General features: G+C 57.7%; 20 protein-coding genes. 11 read left to right on the forward strand and 9 right to left on the reverse strand.

Features of this window, described 5'->3' with window-relative positions; genetic code table 11:
* Positions 1–2,073, forward strand: a complete 2,073-nt coding sequence (locus BC777_RS03935) for a dipeptide ABC transporter ATP-binding protein (protein ID WP_100366834.1) — start codon at positions 1–3, stop codon at positions 2,071–2,073.
* Positions 2,074–2,131: 58 nt separating this feature from the next.
* Here BC777_RS03935 and BC777_RS03940 read toward each other — a convergent pair whose 3' ends face one another.
* Positions 2,132–2,746 carry a lytic transglycosylase domain-containing protein gene (locus BC777_RS03940; protein WP_100366835.1) on the reverse strand — a complete coding sequence of 205 codons (615 nt, stop codon included), beginning with the start codon at positions 2,744–2,746 and terminating at the stop codon, positions 2,132–2,134.
* Between the two features lie 117 nt (positions 2,747–2,863).
* Between BC777_RS03940 and ssb the strand changes: the two genes are divergently transcribed.
* Genes ssb through BC777_RS03955 form a run of 3 tightly spaced genes read left to right on the forward strand, consistent with a single transcriptional unit; the run spans position 2,864 to position 4,139 of the window.
* On the forward strand, positions 2,864–3,370 hold the full coding sequence (gene ssb / locus BC777_RS03945) for a single-stranded DNA-binding protein (RefSeq protein ID WP_100366836.1): 507 nt from the start codon (positions 2,864–2,866) through the stop codon (positions 3,368–3,370).
* 5 nt (positions 3,371–3,375) lie between these two features.
* On the forward strand, positions 3,376–3,699 hold the full coding sequence (locus BC777_RS03950) for a hypothetical protein (protein ID WP_100366837.1): 324 nt from the start codon (positions 3,376–3,378) through the stop codon (positions 3,697–3,699).
* Positions 3,696–4,139 (forward strand): GNAT family N-acetyltransferase, encoded by a 444-nt coding sequence (locus BC777_RS03955; RefSeq protein WP_100366838.1) that lies wholly within the window; start codon positions 3,696–3,698, stop codon positions 4,137–4,139. Before BC777_RS03950 ends, BC777_RS03955 begins: the two co-directional genes overlap by 4 nt.
* On the opposite strand, the gene aroB is transcribed toward BC777_RS03955, so the two are convergent.
* Positions 4,136–5,248: a 3-dehydroquinate synthase gene (gene aroB, locus BC777_RS03960; protein WP_100366839.1), complete on the reverse strand. Its 1,113-nt coding sequence runs from the start codon at positions 5,246–5,248 to the stop codon at positions 4,136–4,138. The genes BC777_RS03955 and aroB overlap by 4 nt on opposite strands.
* Entirely contained in the window at positions 5,249–5,806 is a 558-nt protein-coding gene (locus BC777_RS03965; protein ID WP_100367991.1) for a shikimate kinase, read from the reverse strand.
* A 153-nt stretch (positions 5,807–5,959) separates the two neighbouring features.
* Between BC777_RS03965 and BC777_RS19315 the strand changes: the two genes are divergently transcribed.
* From BC777_RS19315 to BC777_RS03980, 4 genes are all read left to right on the forward strand, one after another.
* Positions 5,960–6,112: a hypothetical protein gene (locus tag BC777_RS19315; RefSeq protein WP_168769070.1), complete on the forward strand. Its 153-nt coding sequence runs from the start codon at positions 5,960–5,962 to the stop codon at positions 6,110–6,112.
* Positions 6,113–6,173: 61 nt separating this feature from the next.
* On the forward strand, positions 6,174–7,634 hold the full coding sequence (locus BC777_RS03970; protein WP_245834145.1) for a hypothetical protein: 1,461 nt from the start codon (positions 6,174–6,176) through the stop codon (positions 7,632–7,634).
* Positions 7,631–8,572: a site-specific tyrosine recombinase XerD gene (locus tag BC777_RS03975; RefSeq protein ID WP_100366841.1), complete on the forward strand. Its 942-nt coding sequence runs from the start codon at positions 7,631–7,633 to the stop codon at positions 8,570–8,572. The genes BC777_RS03970 and BC777_RS03975 overlap by 4 nt, the downstream gene beginning before the upstream one ends.
* A 52-nt stretch (positions 8,573–8,624) precedes the next feature.
* Positions 8,625–9,926 carry an HlyC/CorC family transporter gene (locus BC777_RS03980; protein WP_100366842.1) on the forward strand — a complete coding sequence of 434 codons (1,302 nt, stop codon included), beginning with the start codon at positions 8,625–8,627 and terminating at the stop codon, positions 9,924–9,926.
* Between the two features lie 87 nt (positions 9,927–10,013).
* Here BC777_RS03980 and BC777_RS03985 read toward each other — a convergent pair whose 3' ends face one another.
* Positions 10,014–11,036, reverse strand: a complete 1,023-nt coding sequence (locus BC777_RS03985) for a permease (protein WP_100366843.1) — start codon at positions 11,034–11,036, stop codon at positions 10,014–10,016.
* 85 nt (positions 11,037–11,121) lie between these two features.
* Between BC777_RS03985 and BC777_RS03990 the strand changes: the two genes are divergently transcribed.
* A complete protein-coding gene (locus BC777_RS03990) occupies positions 11,122–11,979 on the forward strand; it encodes a LysR substrate-binding domain-containing protein (RefSeq protein ID WP_100366844.1) in 858 nt (285 codons plus the stop codon).
* A gap of 85 nt (positions 11,980–12,064) precedes the next feature.
* Here the strand turns inward: BC777_RS03990 and BC777_RS03995 are convergent, their stop codons facing one another.
* Positions 12,065–13,603, reverse strand: coding sequence for a helicase HerA-like domain-containing protein (locus tag BC777_RS03995; RefSeq protein WP_100366845.1), 1,539 nt, complete (start codon positions 13,601–13,603; stop codon positions 12,065–12,067).
* A 405-nt stretch (positions 13,604–14,008) separates the two neighbouring features.
* On the opposite strand from BC777_RS03995, the gene BC777_RS04000 reads away from it, so the two are divergent.
* Positions 14,009–14,626: an invasion associated locus B family protein gene (locus tag BC777_RS04000; protein WP_100366846.1), complete on the forward strand. Its 618-nt coding sequence runs from the start codon at positions 14,009–14,011 to the stop codon at positions 14,624–14,626.
* Between the two features lie 118 nt (positions 14,627–14,744).
* On the opposite strand, the gene BC777_RS04005 is transcribed toward BC777_RS04000, so the two are convergent.
* From BC777_RS04005 to BC777_RS04020, 4 genes are all read right to left on the reverse strand, one after another.
* On the reverse strand, positions 14,745–15,953 hold the full coding sequence (locus BC777_RS04005; protein WP_100366847.1) for a beta-ketoacyl-[acyl-carrier-protein] synthase family protein: 1,209 nt from the start codon (positions 15,951–15,953) through the stop codon (positions 14,745–14,747).
* On the reverse strand, positions 15,954–16,214 hold the full coding sequence (locus tag BC777_RS04010; RefSeq protein WP_100366848.1) for an acyl carrier protein: 261 nt from the start codon (positions 16,212–16,214) through the stop codon (positions 15,954–15,956). It abuts the gene before it with no gap.
* Between the two features lie 63 nt (positions 16,215–16,277).
* Entirely contained in the window at positions 16,278–17,339 is a 1,062-nt protein-coding gene (gene lpxD / locus BC777_RS04015; RefSeq protein WP_100366849.1) for a UDP-3-O-(3-hydroxymyristoyl)glucosamine N-acyltransferase, read from the reverse strand.
* 32 nt (positions 17,340–17,371) lie between these two features.
* Positions 17,372–18,982, reverse strand: coding sequence for a L,D-transpeptidase family protein (locus BC777_RS04020; RefSeq protein WP_100366850.1), 1,611 nt, complete (start codon positions 18,980–18,982; stop codon positions 17,372–17,374).
* A gap of 341 nt (positions 18,983–19,323) precedes the next feature.
* On the opposite strand from BC777_RS04020, the gene mepK reads away from it, so the two are divergent.
* The gene (gene mepK, locus BC777_RS04025) at positions 19,324–19,893 is read left to right on the forward strand and encodes a peptidoglycan L,D-endopeptidase MepK (RefSeq protein ID WP_100366851.1); all 570 of its coding nucleotides are present in this window, start codon (positions 19,324–19,326) and stop codon (positions 19,891–19,893) included.
* Positions 19,894–19,901: the final 8 nt, after the last annotated feature.

Below are 19,901 nucleotides of genomic sequence, written 5' to 3' on the forward strand. Positions count from 1 at the left end.
ATGACTGACCAACCCATCCTTGAGATCGACAAGCTTTCGATTTCCTTCTTCACCCGCCTGCGCGAAATCCCCGCCGTGATGGATTTTTCTGCGACCGTCATGCCGGGCGAGGCGCTTGGCCTTGTGGGCGAGTCCGGTTGCGGCAAATCCACTGTGGCGCTGGGGGTCATGCAAGACCTTGGCGTGAATGGCCGCATCGTTGGCGGATCCATCAAGTTCAAAGGCCGCGACCTGTGCGAGATGACGCCAGAGGAGCTGCGCGACATTCGCGGCTCTGAAATCGCCATGATCTATCAGGAACCAATGGCGTCCCTGAACCCGGCCATGAAAATCGGCAAACAGCTAATGGAAGTGCCCATGATCCACGAAGGCGTGGGCGAAAAAGAAGCCTATGCGCGTGCGCTGGAAGTGGTCACTGACGTGAAACTACCCGATCCGGAACGGATGCTGCAAAGCTATCCGCACCAGCTGTCCGGTGGCCAACAACAGCGGATCGTCATTGCCATGGCGTTGATGTCAAAGCCATCGTTGTTGATCCTCGATGAGCCCACAACGGCGCTTGACGTGACCGTGGAAGCCGCCGTTGTGGAGCTAGTCAAAGACCTTGGCAAGAAATACGGCACCTCGATGCTATTCATCAGCCACAACCTCGGGCTGGTCTTGGAAACCTGTGACCGTATCTGCGTGATGTATTCCGGCGAAGCGGTGGAACGGGGCAGCATCGAAGACGTCTTCGACGAAATGCAGCACCCCTACACCCAAGCTCTGTTCCGTTCGATCCCCCTGCCCGGCGCCGACAAAAATGCGCGCCCCCTTGTGGCGATCCCCGGCAACTTCCCCCTGCCACACGAACGGCCTCAGGGGTGCAACTTCGGCCCCCGCTGCGATTATTTTGAGGTCGGCCGCTGCGACGCGGGCTTTATCCCGATGGAAGCTGTACCCGGCAACGATCGCCACCAATCGCGCTGCCTGAAGTTCAAGGAAATCGACTGGAACGCCCCAATTGATGTGGGCCCACAAACGGCCAAGCCAGCGCCGGGGCAAGTGGTCCTGAAAATGGACAACCTCAAGAAATACTATGAGGTCGCGGCCAACGCCCTGTTCGGCGGTGGCGACAAGAAGGTCGTGAAAGCCAATGAAACCCTCAGTTTTGAAGCACGCGAGAGCGAGACGCTCGCGATTGTGGGTGAATCTGGCTGTGGGAAATCGACCTTTGCCAAGGTTCTGATGGGGCTGGAAACAGCGACCGAAGGGGAAATCCTGCTCGACAATAAATCGATTGGGGACACTGCCATTGAAAACCGCGATACCAAGACGGTTGCGGACATCCAGATGGTCTTCCAAAACCCGTTCGACACGTTGAACCCATCAATGACGGTCGGCCGCCAAATTATGCGCGCGCTTGAAATCTTCGGCATCGGTGAGAATGACTATGAACGGCGCGAGCGGATGTTGAACCTGCTTGATCTCGTCAAACTCCCCCGCGCCTTTGCCGATCGCATGCCGCGGCAACTGTCCGGTGGTCAAAAGCAGCGCGTCGGCATCGCCCGCGCCTTTGCCGGCGACGCACGAATTGTTGTGGCCGATGAACCCGTCTCAGCGCTTGACGTGTCGGTACAGGCGGCGGTCACGGATCTGCTGATGGAAATCCAGCGCGAGCACAAAACGACACTGCTGTTCATCAGCCACGATCTGTCTATCGTGCGCTACCTGTCGGACCGGGTCATGGTGATGTATCTGGGCCATGTGGTGGAATTGGGCACGACCGATCAGGTCTTCTCGCCCCCCTACCACCCCTACACAGAGGCGCTGCTTTCAGCCGTGCCAATCGCCGATACAAGTGTCCAAAAAAAGAACATCGTACTCGAAGGCGACATCCCATCGGCGATGAACCCGCCCAGCGGTTGCCCGTTCCAAACGCGCTGCAACTGGAAGTCCAAAGTGCCTGACGGCCTATGCGAAAAAGAAGTGCCACCGGTGCGGATGCTGGCCGACAACCATCAGATCAAATGCCATCTCAGCGATGCGGACCTGGACAACATGGAACCGGTCATCCAGATCGCGGCAGAATAGCCCTTCATCTTGGCCAAAAAACTCCCGCCGGAGGCTCCGAACCCTTCAGCGGGCGCGATCATTGCCCCCAGATCACCTGCACGTAATTCTGGGTCTCTGCGAAAGGCGGCACGCCGCTATAGCGCGTCACGGCCCCCGGCCCTGCGTTATAGGCGGCCAAAGCCAGCGGCCATGATCCAAACGTCTCGTATTGCGTACGCAAATACCGTGCGCCACCATCAAGGTTCTCTGCCGGATCAAGCGGATCAACACCCAAGCTACGTGCGGTCGCAGGCATCAACTGCGCCAACCCCAGCGCCCCTTTGACGGACCGGGCGGATGCATTCCAGCCACTTTCCTGTTCTACCAACCGCAGAAACAAGCCAACAGGCACGCCGTGTCTGGTCGCCGCAGCCTGTGCCAAACGGATGAACGGGCCGCGATAATCACCGGTATAAGCAGGTGTCACAACAAAGCCCGCACCGCGGGGTGGCAGTAGCCGGACAGAATTCTGATATTGTTCTGCGGCGCGCCCATCCAAGATCGAAGTCTGACTTTGCAACAGACCAGAGCGGGACATGGTTGAAACCTGCTCTTCCGCCACGGCGGGCGGGATGCCAAAGGCGGCAATCAGACTGGCTGTCAGGACAAATCTGGGCACGTTCAACTGCTTTCGCTCGTTACGACCCCCCATACTTAGGCCTTTTCTGCCAATCCGCCAACCCTGCCTCTGGAAACCTCTCGTTAACCTTGTTACGCCATGTGTCGAAAGCCGGACAACGGCATCGCAGAATCGTGGGAGGTGCCAGGTATGGCCGGATCAGTGAACAAAGTTATCCTTATCGGCAATCTGGGCGCAGACCCCGAAGTGCGGACGTTCCAGAACGGCGGCAAAGTCGCCAACCTGCGCATCGCCACATCCGAGACGTGGAAAGACAAAAACACCGGCGAGCGTCGGGAAAAGACCGAATGGCACACAGTGGCCATTTTTCAAGAAGGTCTGGTGCGCATCGCAGAACAGTACCTGAAAAAAGGCTCCAAAGTCTTTATCGAAGGCAAACTGCAAACCCGCAAATGGCAGGACCAATCCGGTCAGGACCGGTATTCGACCGAGGTTGTTCTGAACGGCTATGATGGCACGCTGACCATGCTCGACAGCCGCAACGAAGGCGGCGGTGGCGGTAACTATGGTGGCGGCGGCGGTTATGGCGGCGGATCATCCGGCGGTGGTTATGGCGGTAATGATGGCGGCTATGGCGGCGGTGGTGCACCATCAGGCGGCGGTGGCGGCGACATGGATGACGAAATCCCCTTCTAAAGCCCATGGTCGTTTCACCCGAAGCGCAAATTCTGATCCTCGTTGGCCTGATACTGGCTGTCGCTTATCTGGGCATCTTCCCTACGCTTAAGGAAAAGACACTCAACAAGCTGATGGGCATCGATTTTGCGCTGAATATCCTTGCCCTGATCATTGCAGGCGCGTGGTTCTGGGGGACCGGCGTGCAATTCACCTTGGTCTTTTACGAGACGAATTGGGTGATCTTCACCATCGTGACCTACGCGCTGATCGAAATCCCGTTGTTTCTAAACTTCGCCAAGGCGCATGGCATCCGGCTGGATGGGCGCGATGATGATGACCCGGAATGACGAACGGCCTTGATATCAAGCCGCTTTCGGGTGCTGATGCTGAAGATGCTCTGGCGCTTTACAACGAATTGACCTTTGGTCCTGCATCGCAGGATCATGCGGCGTTCAACGCCGTTGTCACACATCCTGGAACGACCATTTATGGCGCGTTTGATCATGGTGCCTTAGTCGCGATGCTCACGCTTCACTTGCTTCCAAATGTGACATGGGGTGCGCGGCCCTACGCGTTGATCGAAAATGTGATCACGGCTGCAACCCACCGTCGACGCGGGATCGGCAGGCAACTGATGCAACACGCCATCGCACAGGCTTGGGTGGCTGATGCTTTCAAGATCATGCTCATGACAGGCAAAAAACGGGCGGCCACCGGGTTTTACAAGGCGGTGGGGTTCAGCCCCGAAGACAAAACCGCAATGGTAATCCGCCGGCCCGACGCCTAGGGCATCCGAAGCGCATCCTCCAAAACACCCAACACCGTCTCACGCGGCACATCCGACGTAATAAACGCCTCACCAATCCCGCGCGCCAAAATGAACCGCAGCTTGCCGTCCAGCATCTTTTTGTCCTGTCCCATCAGGTCGAGCAGCCCCGCTGCATCGGGCAGATCGCCCGGAATATCGCGGATATCAACCCTCATCCCCATATCGCACAAATGGGCACGCACGCGGCTTGGGTCCTCCTGACTGCAAAGGCCCAGACGCGCCGATAGCTCAAACGCCAGCGCGCAACCAATCGCAACACCCTCGCCATGCAACAGACGGTCGGAATAACCAGTCGCGGCCTCCAGCGCATGACAAAACGTGTGGCCAAGGTTCAACAAAGCCCGATCGCCCTGCTCGGTCTCATCGCGTTGCACGATATCGGCTTTCATCTGACAAGACCGCGTGACGGCCCGCACCCGCGCATCCGTGTCACCGGCGGCTAATGCGGGGCCCTCAGCCTCCAGCCAGTCAAAGAACCCGGCGTCGCCCAACAGCCCATATTTAACGACCTCGCCATATCCGGCCAAAAAATCGCGCGGTGTGAGCGTGCCCAAAAGCGCAGTATCCGCCAACACATGGCTTGGCTGATGAAACGCCCCTATCAGGTTCTTGCCACTGGGCGAATTGATCCCCGTCTTGCCCCCGACAGAGCTATCAACCTGCGCCAAAAGCGAGGTCGGGATTTGCACAAACCGCACCCCCCGGCGCAGGATCGCCGCCGCAAAGCCCGCCAAATCACCGATGACCCCACCACCAAAGGCCACAACCACGTCACCGCGTTCCACTTTCTGCGCCAAGAGCCATTCAACCGACCGTTCCAGTTGCGCCCAGCATTTCGTGGCCTCACCCGGCGGCAAGGCCAAAGCCTCTGACGTCACACCAGCCCCCGACAAAGCTGTTTGCAGTTGTGTCAGATGCAACCCGGCCACGGTCTCGTCCGTCAAAATACAGACATGCTTGCGCCCGCCCATCGCAGCAATTCGTGTGCCTGCCTGATCCAGCACACCCGGCCCGATCTCAATGTCATAGGCACGGCCCGGCAGATCGACATGGACGGTGGTGGTCATCTATTTGGTCTCCAGAATATCAGGGCGGCTGGCCAGCCTGCGCAGGACGGATAGCGTGGTTTGTTCAATGCTGGCGGTCTCTTTGACATCAATCCTGAGGCCCGCAAGCGCGTAGATCGGCGCGCGTTCCTCAAAAATCCCGGTCAAGGTCGCCTTCGGGTCCGCTGTCCGCAACAAAGGGCGCGTGTCTTTATGGCGGACACGTTCCCACAGAATTTCAAGATCGGCATCAAGCCAGACAGCCACACCCATCTGGGCAATAGCATCACGATTGGCTTCTGCCAAAAAGGCACCGCCACCGGTCGAAACGATCCCCGGCGGGCCGGACAAAAGCCTGCGCAACACCTCTGCTTCGCGTTTGCGAAAGAATTTCTCGCCATCGCGTGCAAAGATTTCAGCAATACTCGCAGCGGCTGCCTCTTCAATGGCGGCATCGCTGTCCATGAAAGGCACATCCAAAGCAGCCGCAAGGGCACGGCCAATCGCTGTCTTGCCGGACCCCATCATCCCCACCAGTACAACGGTCCGTTTCAGCTGATATTGCTGCCCTGCGGCCATGCAAAAACTGCCTTTCTCTTCGGCCAATGCACGCCGAACGCAAAATTTAATGAATGAATGCCGTGATCTTGCGCGAAAGGCCATATATAATCCCTTCAACACGTGGGGAAAAACCCACATATTGAGGCAGAATTGTAAAGATTGGGGCAGGCCATGTGGCGGTTCATCAAGGCGCTATTGTTTTTGATCATACTCGCGGGGGTATGTCTGGTGGCCTATGCCTATGTCGGTCCGCTCTTTTTTCCGGCTGATTTTGCCGCCCCGTCAGAAGAGGTCACGCGCCCTGTTACGCTGGAAACAAATTAAGTCGCTCGCGACTGCGGTACTTTGTGGCGCTGGCACAGTGGTTTGTGCACAGGGTGATCCTGTGGGCGAACCCCTGTCCGCAATTGACTGGCTATCGCGCAGTGTGGAAACAGCCCCATTGTTTGAGCCGCCCGCCGTAGGCAATGCCACAACCCCAAATGTGACTGTCACACCGCTGGATCGCCCGTCCAAAGACCCCATCGGCCTGCTGCCATCCGAGGTGACAGGCTTGCCCCGCGATATCTGGTCAGGCACCGCAGAGGCCGTGCTTGTTGATCTTGTGCGCGCCGAACGCGTCGATACGCTGCCTGCGTTGCAAGATTTTCTCAAGGTGCTGATGCTGGCCGAAGCGGACCCGCCCTTGGATGCGGGTGGTGAAGGCGCGCTGTTTCTGGCCCGCGTGGACAAGCTCTTGGATCTTGGCGCGCTTGAACCGGCTCAATCCCTGATCGAACAGGCTGATCCTGATACCGGCCCGCTGTTCCGACGCTGGTTTGACGTAGCCCTGCTGACCGGGACCGAAGACAATGCCTGCGACGCCATGCGCGACACGCCGTCCATCGCGCCGACATTCTCGGCACGCATTTTTTGTCTTGCGCGCAATGGCGATTGGTCTGCGGCCGCGCTCACGCTCAACACCCACCGCGTGCTGGGCGATATCACACCGCAGGAAGAGGCGCTTTTATCCCGCTTTCTTGATCCAGAACTCTACGAAGGCGAACCGCCCCTTGCCGCCCCTGCCCGCGTCAGCCCTTTAACGTTCCGCATGCATGCCGCGATTGGTGAACCGCTGATCACTGCTAACCTGCCGCTTGCGTTTTCACATGCTGATCTGCAATCGACGGCTGCATGGAAATCCCAGCTTGAAGCAACAGAAAGGTTGGCCCGCCATGGTGCGGTCTCTGAAAACGTGCTGTTGCAGAACTACACCGCCCGCACCCCTGCCGCATCAGGTGGTATCTGGGATCGGGCTGCAGCCATGCAGCGGTTTGATATGGCCATGACCGCCCGCGATCCGGCCGACGTTGCGCGCACCTTGCCTGACGCTTGGGCGGCGATGCGCCAAGCCCGCGCAGAAATCCAATTCGCCAAGCTCTACGGGGCTGCCTTGCAAGAGTTACCGCTATCCGGTGACCCCGCTGTCATCGCCTTTGAGGTCGGGCTTTTGTCGCCTGATTATGAGGCCGTCGCGAACGCGGCCCAAGAGGCCGACGCAGGCTTTGACCCATTCTTGATCGGCATCGCCCAAGGCACGCCACAAAACCTGCCTGCCAATTCGCGGCAAACCCAAGCCATTCAGGATGCCTTTGACAGCACCCCACCACCGGCTGATCTGCAAAGCAAGGTTGATGATGGCAAGCTTGGCGAAGCCTTGCTGCGCGCGCTGGCCTTGTTTGAAGCCGGATCAGAGGGTGATTTGCGGTCGGTGTCCGATGCGCTGAAACTCTTGCGCTCCGTGGGGCTGGAGGATGTGGCCCGGCGTGCGGCCCTTCAGTTGATGATACTGGACCGCGCGACATGACCCCGAACGATCAACCGATGGCCCGCTGGGTGCAGGTTTTTCTGGAAGCGCAGGCGGCAGAACTGGACGCCGCAACAAATACCCAATTGGCCTATGCGCGCGATTTACAAGACTTCGCAGGCTGGCTTGCGCCCAAGGGTCTGCATTTCGCCGGTGCATCACAGGATCATGTCGAAAGCTACCTGATTGATTGCGAGGCCGAGGGTCTGGCCAAATCCACCCGCGCCCGGCGTTTGTCTGCGATCAAACAGCTTTACAGATTTGCGTTCGAGGAAGGCTGGCGCGATGATAACCCCGCGATCCAGATCAAAGGGCCTGGGCGCGAACAACGCCTGCCCAAAACGCTCTCGGTCGAAGAGGTTGACCGCCTACTCGACGCGGCACGCAACACACCCAAAGAGGCCCTGCGCAACGCCTGCCTGATGGAATTGCTCTACGCGACCGGCATGCGGGTTACCGAATTGGTCAGTTTACCTGTATCTGCCGCACGTGGTGATCCAAGGATGCTGTTGGTGCGCGGCAAGGGCGATAAGGAACGGCTCGTTCCGCTGTCACCCCCGGCACGTGCGGCGTTGGCGGCCTACCTCAAGCACCGGGACCAAGCAGAGGACGCCGCACGAAAGGATGGCAAACCCGCCTCAAAATTCCTATTTCCTTCGCGCGGGAAATCCGGGCACCTGACCCGGCACCGTTTCTTTGGGTTGATCAAGGAATTCGCGGGCGCTGGCGGCGTCTCGCCTGCCAAGGTGACACCGCACACATTAAGACACGCCTTTGCCACGCATCTGCTGGCGGGCGGTGCCGATCTACGCTCGATCCAGACGATGCTGGGCCACGCCGATGTGGCGACCACTGAAATCTATACCCATGTGCTGGATGAGCGGCTCAAGGAGCTTGTCCTCGACCATCATCCCCTTGCAAAAGCAGGCAAAGCTTGAAGCTGATGCGCGGACCCGACATAACGCTTATGATTTTGCTTGAAAGCACCTGATGGAAACCACCTCTCTTGACGCGGCATTCTGGATCACCTCCGGCGCCATTCTTATCCTCCTTGTCCTTTCGGCCTTCTTTTCGGGCTCTGAAACAGCGCTGACGGCAGCATCACGCGGCAAACTACGCTCGGCTGCGGATAAAGGCTCCAAAGGGGCAGAGCGCGCATTGACCGTGACCGAAGACAATGAACGGCTGATCGGGTCAGTCTTGCTGGGCAACAACGTGGTCAACATTCTGGCCACATCACTGGCCACCGCCGTGTTGACCAAGCTTTTTGGCCAAAACGGGGTGGCGGTCGCCACGCTGATCATGACCTTGCTGGTCCTGATCTTTGCGGAAGTGCTGCCCAAGACGCTGGCGATTACCTACCCTGAAACTGTCGCCTCTCGCGTGGCGCGGCCCATTGGTCTGGTCGTTGTGATGTTTTCGCCCATCGTCGCCGCCGTGCGGTACCTTGTGCGCGGTGTGCTGTTTGTTTTCGGTGTGCGCACGGACCCTGACAGCAACATCCTTGCCGTACGCGAAGAAATCGCAGGCGCACTATCCTTGGGGCACTCCGAAGGGATTGTGCAGAAAGAAGATCGCGACCGTATCCTCGGCGCGCTGGACCTGAATGAACGTACCGTGGAAGAAATCATGCTGCACCGTTCCGGGATCGAGATGGTTGATGCCGCGCTGCCCCCACAGGATATCCTCGCCCAGATTCTGCAAAGCCCTTACACACGCCTACCGCTTTATAGCGACGATCAGGAAAATATAGTGGGCATGATCCATTCCAAAGACTTGCTGCGTGCAATGCACAAGCTGCTAGGCGGTGGCAAGGAAGATGCACAGGGGCTTGCAGCCTTTGACGTCACCAAAGTGGCGATGCCCCCCTACTTTGTGCCCGAAACCACGACGCTGGACGATCAGATGCGCAACTTTCTCAAGCGCAAGACGCATTTCGCGCTGGTGGTCGATGAATACGGCGCATTGCAGGGGTTGATCACTCTGGAAGACATCCTCGAAGAGATCGTAGGCGAGATCGCCGACGAATTCGACACCCACGAAGAAGAACAAATCGCAGCGACCGAGGATGGCGCCTATATCGTCGACGGCGTCATGACGATCCGCGATCTCAACCGCGCCCACGACTGGAACCTGCCGGATGATGAGGCGAACACGGTCGCCGGGCTGGTGATACACGAGGCACAAATGATCCCTGTCGAAGGGCAGGTGTTCTCCTTCCACGGCTTCCGGTTTGAGGTGATGTCGAAGGATGAAAACCGTATCGCGACGTTGAAGATCAGGAAGTTATAAGTAGGCTAAGGCAGGTTGCGACAGGAGAGCCGCCTTGTGGACTTTGCGGACCTTAACCAACGTCCGCTTTCATTCCTTCACTAGATTTCAAACGAGCCACCCAAAAACATAACCCGCAGCCAGCGACCCCGACACCGCGAGCAGCAGATACAGCAGGAACGGCTTCAATTTCAGCACCGGTGCAATGGCCATCGCTCCCCAAATACTGACCACACCGCCCGAAATCAGAAAGGCCATCGCGGCACCTTCTGACATGCCATTCTCAATCAGACCGCGCGTCAACGGCAAGGCGGCATAGCCGTCGATATAGGCTGGTGCACCAACAAACACGGCGGCAGGGATGGCCCACCACTGATCCTCGCCGACATAGGCGGCAAGCGCCCCCGGTGTGAGCGCCGCATTCAAGGCATATTCGGCTGCAAAGGCAGGGATCAGGCAGATCAGGATAAGCCGCGTGGTTGCCCAGAACTGCGTGGCAAAGGACCGCCGCCGCTCCTCGGTGCACCAGACTTTTGGTTGGAAGGTTTGAGCAGCACCGCATCGGGCGGCACTCAGTTGCCGAACCAAACCATTGTCGCGAAGCGCATTTATTGACCAAGGCGTCTTGGCGAACAATGCGGTGATCGCGCCGCCGAAAACGCCCAGCCCGAACGCCGCAAGAGTTTTGCCGATAGCGAAGCTCAGACCAAGGGTTGCAGCCGTTGTGGCAAGCATGGCGGGGTCAGTGATCGGCGACGACAGCCAGAATGCCATGATCGGTGCCAGCGGCACACCTGCCGCCAATAGCCCGGCCATCAACGGCAAAACCGTCACGCCGCAAACCGGCGTGATCGCCCCGATCAGTGATGCAGCCACCACCGTACGCAGCGTTCGTCCTTCGAACGCGCCTGCAATATGTGCATCTGCGCCACTGGCGATGATCCACGCGGCAAGAAGGATGCCCGGAATGACGATCGGGGCGACAACGATCAAGCCCCATCCGACAAACATGGTAGCATTCATCGAGTGGTCGGGCCATACGGCAGCGATCCCTGCAAGCAAGGTAAGGCACAGAGCCCAAACCACGCGCCTCTTACGTGTGCGACTTAGAATGACGGTTTGATCGGCCATGGACAGCTCCTTTGACCTTGCAATATTGCGGTCAACTATTCATGTGTAAAACGAATAGTTCAAATATCTGCCATCGGATTTACGAATGGAAAACCTTGACAGCGACCTGCTGCGCACCTTCTTGGCCGTCGCTGAGGCGGGAAGCGTCACGGATGGTGCAGCGCGCATCCATAGGTCACAATCCGCCACCAGCCTTCAGATCAAACGTCTTGAGACAATTCTTGGACAGCCCGTTTTCGAGCGTCACGGGCGCGGGGTCGTGCTGAGTGAGGCCGGACGCCGGCTTCTTCCCGTTGCACAGGATGTGACGACGCAACTGGACGCGGCGCTGCGGGAGATTTCACAGCGTGAGGTGTCCGGCAAACTGCGTGTGGGCATTCCTGACGACCATGGCCGAACAAAACTTGCGGATATTGTTGCGACTTTTGCGCGTCACCATCCGCAGGTCGAGCTGGATGTGACCTGTGCCTTAAGCACAGGATTTCCCGACGCACTGGACAAAGGGGCGCTCGATCTTGCCATCTACGAAGTAGAACGCCCGAAGCAACATGAAGAGGTCTTGTTCGAAGATCCGACATGCTGGGTATCATCCGCGCATCGAAGTTTTGCGACATATGACAACATACCTGTAGCCCTGTTCGACCATGCCTGCTGGTGGCGCGACGTGGCTATTGCATCCGCTGAGGCGGGTGCCAGGCCTTACCGGATCGCTTATTCCAGTCAAAGCGTATCTGGAGTGATCGCTGCGGTCGAAGCCGGAATCGCCGTGGGCTTGCTGGGTCGATCTTCCTTGCATTCTGGCTTGTCAGTCGCGGGCGATAGTTTCGGTTTTGGACCGACACCTGCATCGAAGTTGATCATGGCAGCAAGCGGCTCGTCGGAGAACGGGCCACTGGAGGCCATGAAGGAGGCTGTCCGCGCAGCGTTTCTGACCAAAGGCTAAGAAAGCCGCCGTTCGGTTCGCCACCGCGAATACGCAAGTTGGGCTCGAATCTGATATTCGCTGCGCACCAACAAAGCGCGGCACATCATCGCCCCTTAAACAAACTCCCCAAAATTCCGCGTACCAGCCGCCGTCCGGTCGTCCCTTTCAGCTCTTTCACCACAACAGACGCCAGCGCCCCACCAAACCCGTCGCCAGATGACTTGCGCGATCCGGTAGAGCCCCCGGAGCCAGACCCGCCGTCATACCGCCGTGCGGCTTTGAATTCGCGCTCCTTCTCTTCCAACCGCTCTTCTTCAGCCTCGGCGTCTTCTGCCGCCTTGGCCGCCGCCTCGGCCCGTTTGCGCAGCATCTCGAACGCGCTTTCGCGGTCCATTGTCTGATCGTATTTGCCGGCCATATCCGAGGCGGCCATGATCGCTTTGCGCGTTGGTCCGTCGATTGGCCCCAATTGCGATGATGGGGGCCGGATTAGTGTCCGCTCCACCACCTGCGGAATACCCTTGCGATCAAGAAAAGATGTCACAGCCTCACCCGTGCCGACCTCTTGAATGGCCTCTGCCGTGTCAAAGCCAGGGTTGTCGCGATAAGTTTCGGCGGCTGTTTTCAGCTCTTTACGGTCTTTGGCAGTAAAGGCGCGCAGCGCGTGTTGTACCCGGTTGCCCAACTGCCCCAGCACATCCTCGGGGATATCGCCGGGGTTCTGGGTCACAAAATAGACCCCCACCCCTTTTGATCGGATCAGGCGCGCGACCTGTTCCACCTTATCAACCAGCGCCTTGGGTGCGCCGTCGAACAACAGGTGTGCTTCGTCAAAAAAGAAGACCAGCTTGGGTTTGTCGGGGTTGCCGACCTCTGGCAGTTCTTCAAAAAGCTCGGACAGCAGCCACAACAGGAACGTGGCATAAAGGCGTGGGCTGCCCATCAGCTGATCCGCGGCGAGGATATTAATCTCGCCGCGGCCATCTTTGGTTCGCATCATATCCGACAGGTCCAAAGCAGGTTCCCCGAAAAGCGCGGTGCCACCTTGGTTTTCCAACACCAGCAACTGTCGCTGGATCGCACCGATCGAGGATGACGCCACATTGCCATACCGCAAAGAAAGCTCCTTGGCATTCTGACCGACCCAGACCAGCAGGGCTTGCAAGTCTTTGAGGTCCAGCAGCGGCAGGCCGTCTTCGTCGGCCACGCGGAAGGCGACGTTCAGCACGCCTTCCTGCACATCCGTCAGGTCCATCAGGCGCGACAAGAGCAACGGTCCCATTTCAGCCACCGTGGCGCGGATTGGGTGGCCCTTTTCGCCAAAGAGGTCCCAAAAGGTGACAGGGAAGCTGTCGTATTGCAGATCAAGGCCGATCGTTTCGGCCCTAGACATAAAGGGCTCATGTAGTTTGAAATCTGCTGATCCACTGACTGCCAAACCCGAAAGGTCACCCTTCACATCAGATAGAAACACCGGCACGCCCGCAGCCGAAAACCCTTCGGCCATGATCTGCAAAGTCACCGTCTTGCCTGTCCCTGTCGCCCCGGCGATCAGCCCATGGCGGTTTGCCTTATCCAGCAAAAGGGTCTGTGGTGCGCCATAGCTGTCACCGCCGCCGCCAATAAAGATACTCTCAGACATTCAAACCGTTCCCTACATGTATTCTTCAGCCAAAATACATTGTTAATCCTTTCATGCCACAACAAAGCGCGCCGTTTCGCGGTCTTTGCTGCGAATTGGCATACTTCCTCCCTGTTAGACTTGCCGTGCCTTCGGGCACGGTTTTTTTCCGCGTGGTGTGACACTATTGAACGATTTACCCAAGGTTTCAGGTTGACGCTTGGTTTGGCTTTGCGTAGCTTCCTGTGCAATTAGTCGGCAAAGTCCGGCAGGGAGAACATGAAGCAGGGTCCTTTGGGGGGCCCTTCTTCTTTTCTGGGAGCCCCGCGAAAACGTGAGCGAAAGACAGCGCAAGGTCTTGCCTTTGACCCTGACACCTCGTGCTGCCCATGTTAAGTCGCCGCAAAACAATCAAGGACCGGACTGATGCGCAGTATTCTCAATACCCTCTTTCTCGCGGCTTTGCTGAGCCACCCCATGCTGGCCACAGCACAGGAAACGACGGACGATGCCAGTGCGGCAGAAGAGACCGAGGCCCCTGCAGACGACGGTCTGGCCTTGGGTCAGCCTGTCGGCCCGCAACCGGGTGAGCCATATGTGCGCGACGAATTCGGCGACTGGGCGCTGCGCTGCGTCAAGGCACAAGATGGCGCGCCGGACCCTTGCAACCTCTATCAGCTTCTCAGCAATGAGGACGGCGTTGCCGTCGCTGAATTCAACGTATTTCCGCTACCTCAAGGACAACAGCGTGCAGCTGCAGGGGCAACAATTGTCGTCCCCCTCGAAACACTTTTGACACAGCAACTGACGATCGCGGTCGATGGCCAGAACGCTCGCCGTTACCCATTCACGTTCTGTAACCGTGCCGGATGCGTAGCCCGCATTGGGTTTACACAAGAGGAAATCGATGAACTCAAACGCGGCAATGCTGCAAGCATACGTCTGGTGCCGGCAGCTGCCCCCACCGAAGAGGTCATTCTTGCTGTCTCGTTAACCGGATTTACTGCAGGTTTCACAGCGACCTCGGTATCAGAAGGTGAGTGACCAAGGACGCTAGCTGCCTCTAAAGCTTATTGCGTTTGATTTGAAACGCAATTCGTGACCTCGCCCTCCTGATAAATGCGTCTCGCGATAGGATTGTCTTAGGTAAAAGCGAAACGCTTTAATGCTTACGCAGGGCCAATACGGCATTCAGCCCGCCAAAGGCGAAAGCGTTTGACAGCGCCACATCCACACTTGCTTCACGCGCCACATTTGGCACCACGTCCAGCGCACACTCCGGGTCCGGTTCCTCGTAACCGATGGTCGGGGCGATGATCCCGTCTTTCAGCGCCATGATGCATGCCAGCAACTCGACCGCACCAGTCCCCCCGATAAGGTGACCATGCATGGATTTGGTCGAGGACAGCATCAGATTATCTGCATGCGCACCAAAGACATCGGCGACAGCGGCGCATTCGGTTTTGTCATTGGCCGCGGTGCCTGTACCGTGCGCGTTGATGTAACCAACCATATCTTTGGGTAACTTGGCGTCGGTGATGGCCCCTGCGATCGCCCGCGCCGCGCCCTGTTTTGACGGCATCACGATATCAGAGGCGTCCGATGACATCGCAAAGCCCACGACTTCGCAAAGGATCTCGGCCCCACGTGCCTTCGCGTGCGCGTAATCCTCAAAGACAAATACCCCTGCCCCTTCGCCCTGTACCATGCCATTGCGCGTCGCCGAAAACGGACGGCAGGCGTCGCGTGACATCACGCGCAGCCCTTCCCACGCCTTGATCCCGCCAAAGCACAACATCGCCTCTGATCCCCCCGTCACCATGACCGATGCCATGCCACAGCGCACCATGTTGAATGCCTGTCCCATGGCGTGATTGGATGATGCACAGGCGGTTGCGACGGTAAAGGACGGCCCCCGCAGGTTCCATTCCATCGACACATGGCTGGCCGCGGCGTTATTCATCAGTTTGGGCACAATAAACGGATGCACCCGGTTTTTGCCCGCCTCATAGACGGCGCGGTAGTTTTCATCCTGCGTATTCAGCCCACCACCTGAGGTGCCCAGCACCACACCTGATTTATCAGCAAGCGCGCCTGAAAACGTCAGTCCCGACTGCCCAATCGCTTCGCGTGCGGCCAGCAGGGTGAACTGCGTGAACCGATCATAGAGCGATATTTGCTGGCGATTGAAATGCGTGGTCTCGTCATAATCCTTGACCTGCCCACCGATCTGGATCGATAGGCGGTCCACATCCGCAATATCCAATGGGCCGATACCGCAACGCCCCTCTTGCATGGCAGCAAAGGTAGCAGGCACATCCGCACCAAGCGGATTGACCGTCCCTGCCCCGGTAATCACCACGCGGTTCATCTATACAGCCTGTTCCGCTTTGAGCGTCTCGACCGCTGCCACAATGGCGGCAATGGATGAGATATCAAAGTCGCTCGCCTGCGGATCATTGGCGTTGAAAGGCACATCGATATCAAAGGCTTCTTCAATCGCGAAAATGCATTCGACCAGCCCCAGACTATCGATCCCGATATCTTCCAGACTGTTCTCCATGGCAACATCGCCAGGTTCCAGCATGGCCTGTTCGGCGACAATCGCGATGACCTGATCTTTGATGCTCATCTCATGACACTCATGTTGTTTTGCGCCGATGTAGTCACTCTGACGGTAATTTGAAACAGGCGATTAACGCTTTGCGAGGTCACGCATCAGGCGCGGTAGCCGGCGCAACGCTTTATAGCTTTCAATATGGGTCTGCATCTTGGTCGCCGGATAACCCATCATGACACGGCCTTTGGGCACATTCGACAACACGACACTGCCGCCACCCAGCACCACGTCATCCCCCACAATCAGATTGTCTGCAACGCCAGCTTTGCCCCCAACGACCACACGGTCGCCAATCACGGTGGAGCCTGCGACACCGGCCTGTGCACATAACAAGCAATGATCTCCTACGATCACATTGTGGCCTACCTGCACGAGGCTATCGATTTTTGTCCCCGCCCCGATGCGCGTCGCGCGGATCGTGCCTGCGTCAATGCAAGAATTCGCGCCGACCTCCACGTCATCACCGATTGTCACCCCACCCAGCGAATGAATACGATGCCATGTCGGATCATCAGGGATTTCCATATCCCCCTCGCCCAGTGTTTCGCGAGCCTTTTCGACGTTGGAGGGCTCAGCTGTCACAAAGGAAAACCCGTCGCCGCCAATGGCCACATTCGGTTGCAGGATCACCCGCGCAGCAAGCTGCACGCCACGCCGCAGCCGCGCACCGGAGTGGATCTGACAGTTCGGGCCGATTTCAACACCTTCTGCGATACTGACCTGATCTGCGATCCATGTATTGTCACCGATGGCGGCATCAGGTCCGACCACAGTGAAGGCACCAATGGTCACATTCCGTCCAATCTGCACGGTAGGATCAACGAAAGCCTGCGGGCTGATCCCTGAGCCTGGCAGCGGTTGGTCAAGCATCTGGGTCAAACCCGCCATCGCAAGGCGCGCGCGCGGTGCAACAATCGCGGCCTTCAACCCCAGCGCCCGCCAATCGGCACCCGGCCAGACCACGGCAGCGCATGCTTTGCCCTGCGCCAATGCATCGCCATAGGCAGGGGTCATTGCAAGTGCCAGATCATCCGGCCCTGCGGCCGCCGGTTCGGCTGCGCCATTTACAAAAATATCAACGGCGCCAAAGGCTTCTGCCCCCAGCGCCGCTGCGATATCTTTTATCGAATGTGCCATTTTGCCCCCCGGACTTCATCCCAGGGTCAGATTTACCCGCGAACGGCGCGAAGGACCACCCCTTCGCGTGCCAGTGCGTTCCAGACCCGAGCATCACGACCATAGACGTCCCGGCGGTACTGGACATTGCCATCAGCAGGCACGGTTGCTGTGCGGTAAACCAGATGCACTGGCACCGGTGCTTCCAGATCGACGCGGCGTTCACGTCCGGTGCGCAGATGCGCCTGGAAAACCTCTTCTGGGTTGCCAACCTGTTTGGCCAGCAGGGCATAGGCAAAGTCAAACGGATCAGCAAGACGGACACAGCCATGGCTATAGGCGCGGGTTTCGCGGCCAAAGAGGCTCTTTGCAGGTGTGTCATGCAGATAGATGTTGTGGCGGTTCGGGAACATGAACTTCACAAGACCCAAGGCGTTGCCCTGACTTGGGGGTTCACGCATGGAATATGGAAAATTCGTCTCAGTATAGCCGCTGAAATCTGCAGTGCTACGGTCAACAACACGGCCCCGACGATCCGTAATCAGCAAATTGCGGACAGCATTGGGGTTTGCACGCAATTGCGGCAAGTATTCTTTGGTGATGATCGAACGCGGCACGTACCAGCTTGGGTTGATGACCATAAATTCCATCACGTCCGAAAACTCTGGCGTCACCCGATCGCGATCGCGCGCACCGACAACCGAACGTGTCGAGAATGTCTCGACTCCATTGTCGATAATCTTGGCAGTAAAATCAGTGATGTTTACCCAGATATGGCGCTCTCCGCGGGGTCGATTGATCCAGCGTTCACGCTCCATTGCGACAATGATGGATTGCAAGCGCGCCTCTGGTTGGATGTTGATTTGCTCCAGCGTGCCGGGCCCGACAGTGCCATCAATGGCCAGCCCATGCGCCTGTTGAAAACGCGTCACTGCACCATAAATATCATCGTCATAGGTCTGCGTGTTCGTACGCGGCAAAAAGCCCAACACAATCAGACGATTGCGCAACGCGACCACACCTGCACCACTATCACCACGCTCATATTTCCGGCCAGGCACTGTTGGACCCCAGCCCCCATCACCGATCAACCGCTCCAACCGCATTTTTTCAGCCATCAGGCGGGTATATTCGGGCGCGCTTGGCGGCAGCGCACGTATGAAAGCAGCGGGGTCAGACTGCGCAAAGGCGCGCATCGTGCTTAGCGGTGATCGTACAGGCACCTGTCGGTGAATGGCAGAATCGACACGTGACGGTGTCAAAAGACCGGTCTGAATGTCGCGGGCGTAATCAAGGAACTGACGCGAAACTGCGACCTCAAGACGCCCCTGTTCCTGCGGTGTTGATGCCGCCTGTAACTGCGCGATCAATCCTTCCGCGTCATAGCGATCACCCGGCAAACCGTGGTTAGCGGCTGTGTTGAACGCCTCAATCAGTGCATTGCGGCGGCTGCGATCATTGCGGGTGCTCCAGATACCGTCAAAACCACGTTCGCGGTAAAAGCTAAGAAGGTCTGGATCACCGGATGCCGCCTGCGCCACGGCCTGACGAAATTCTGTGACTTGCGCGCGCGCCTGCGGGGCGACAAATAACAAAACAAAGGCCGCGAAGACGACTGGCAAAACACGGATAAAAAAAGTTTGACGTACTAAATAAGCAGACATCGTTATCGTTCCCTAAATTCTTGGCAGACCATTAACTTCGCTATGATCTTTTGGCAGTATCAGTAGCGTTATCAAACAATAGTCTAATGACAAAACCGCGATATGCGCAGGCAGCGCGAAAGTGTTGCACCAATGCAGCCTTCGTCATGCGACAAAGAGTCCAGATTGCAACATCTAAGCAAAATCTCGCCAGTTTCCGGTTTGTTAATGCGAAACTCTTAAACAGGTCTTGGTCAATGATTCGAAATGTGCCATATAACGCCTACATCTGGGGAGATGTGGGCACAAAATCGCCGTAAGGCGGTGGAATTAAGTCGAGCGACGGGACAGGCGCGAAACACATGACAGAAAAAAACTCCTCCGGGTTGACCCGGCGTGGATTGCTGGGGGCATTTGCCGCAACAGCAGTGGCCGCGGCACCAAGCTATTCAAATGCAGCAGGTTTCTTGCGCGGTGCCGGTGACATCCGCCGTATTGCAATGCATTCCGGTCGCACCGGCGAACGTCTTGAAACGATCTACTGGATCGAAGGCGAATACATCGCCGAAGCCGTCCGCGAGATCAACATCCACATGCGTGACTGGCGTACCGGTGAAGCCGTCCAAATGGATCTGCGTACGATCGACATCATGTCCGCCGCATTGAACCTGATGGATACGACAGAGCCCTATCTGCTTTTGTCCGGTTACCGGTCGCCACGTACCAATCAGATGCTGAGCGCGACCAATGGTGGCGTGGCACGCAACTCGCTGCACATGCGTGGCCAGGCGGCCGACTTGCGGCTGACCGGCCGTTCGACAACTCAGATGGCAAATGCCGCATTGGCCTGTCGTGCTGGTGGCGTTGGACGCTACAGCCGCTCAAACTTTGTCCATATGGATTGCGGTCAGGTGCGCAGCTGGCGCGGCTAGGTCAATTT

It is taken from the genome of Yoonia maricola (assembly GCF_002797915.1).
Taxonomy (GTDB): Bacteria; Pseudomonadota; Alphaproteobacteria; order Rhodobacterales; family Rhodobacteraceae; genus Yoonia; species Yoonia maricola.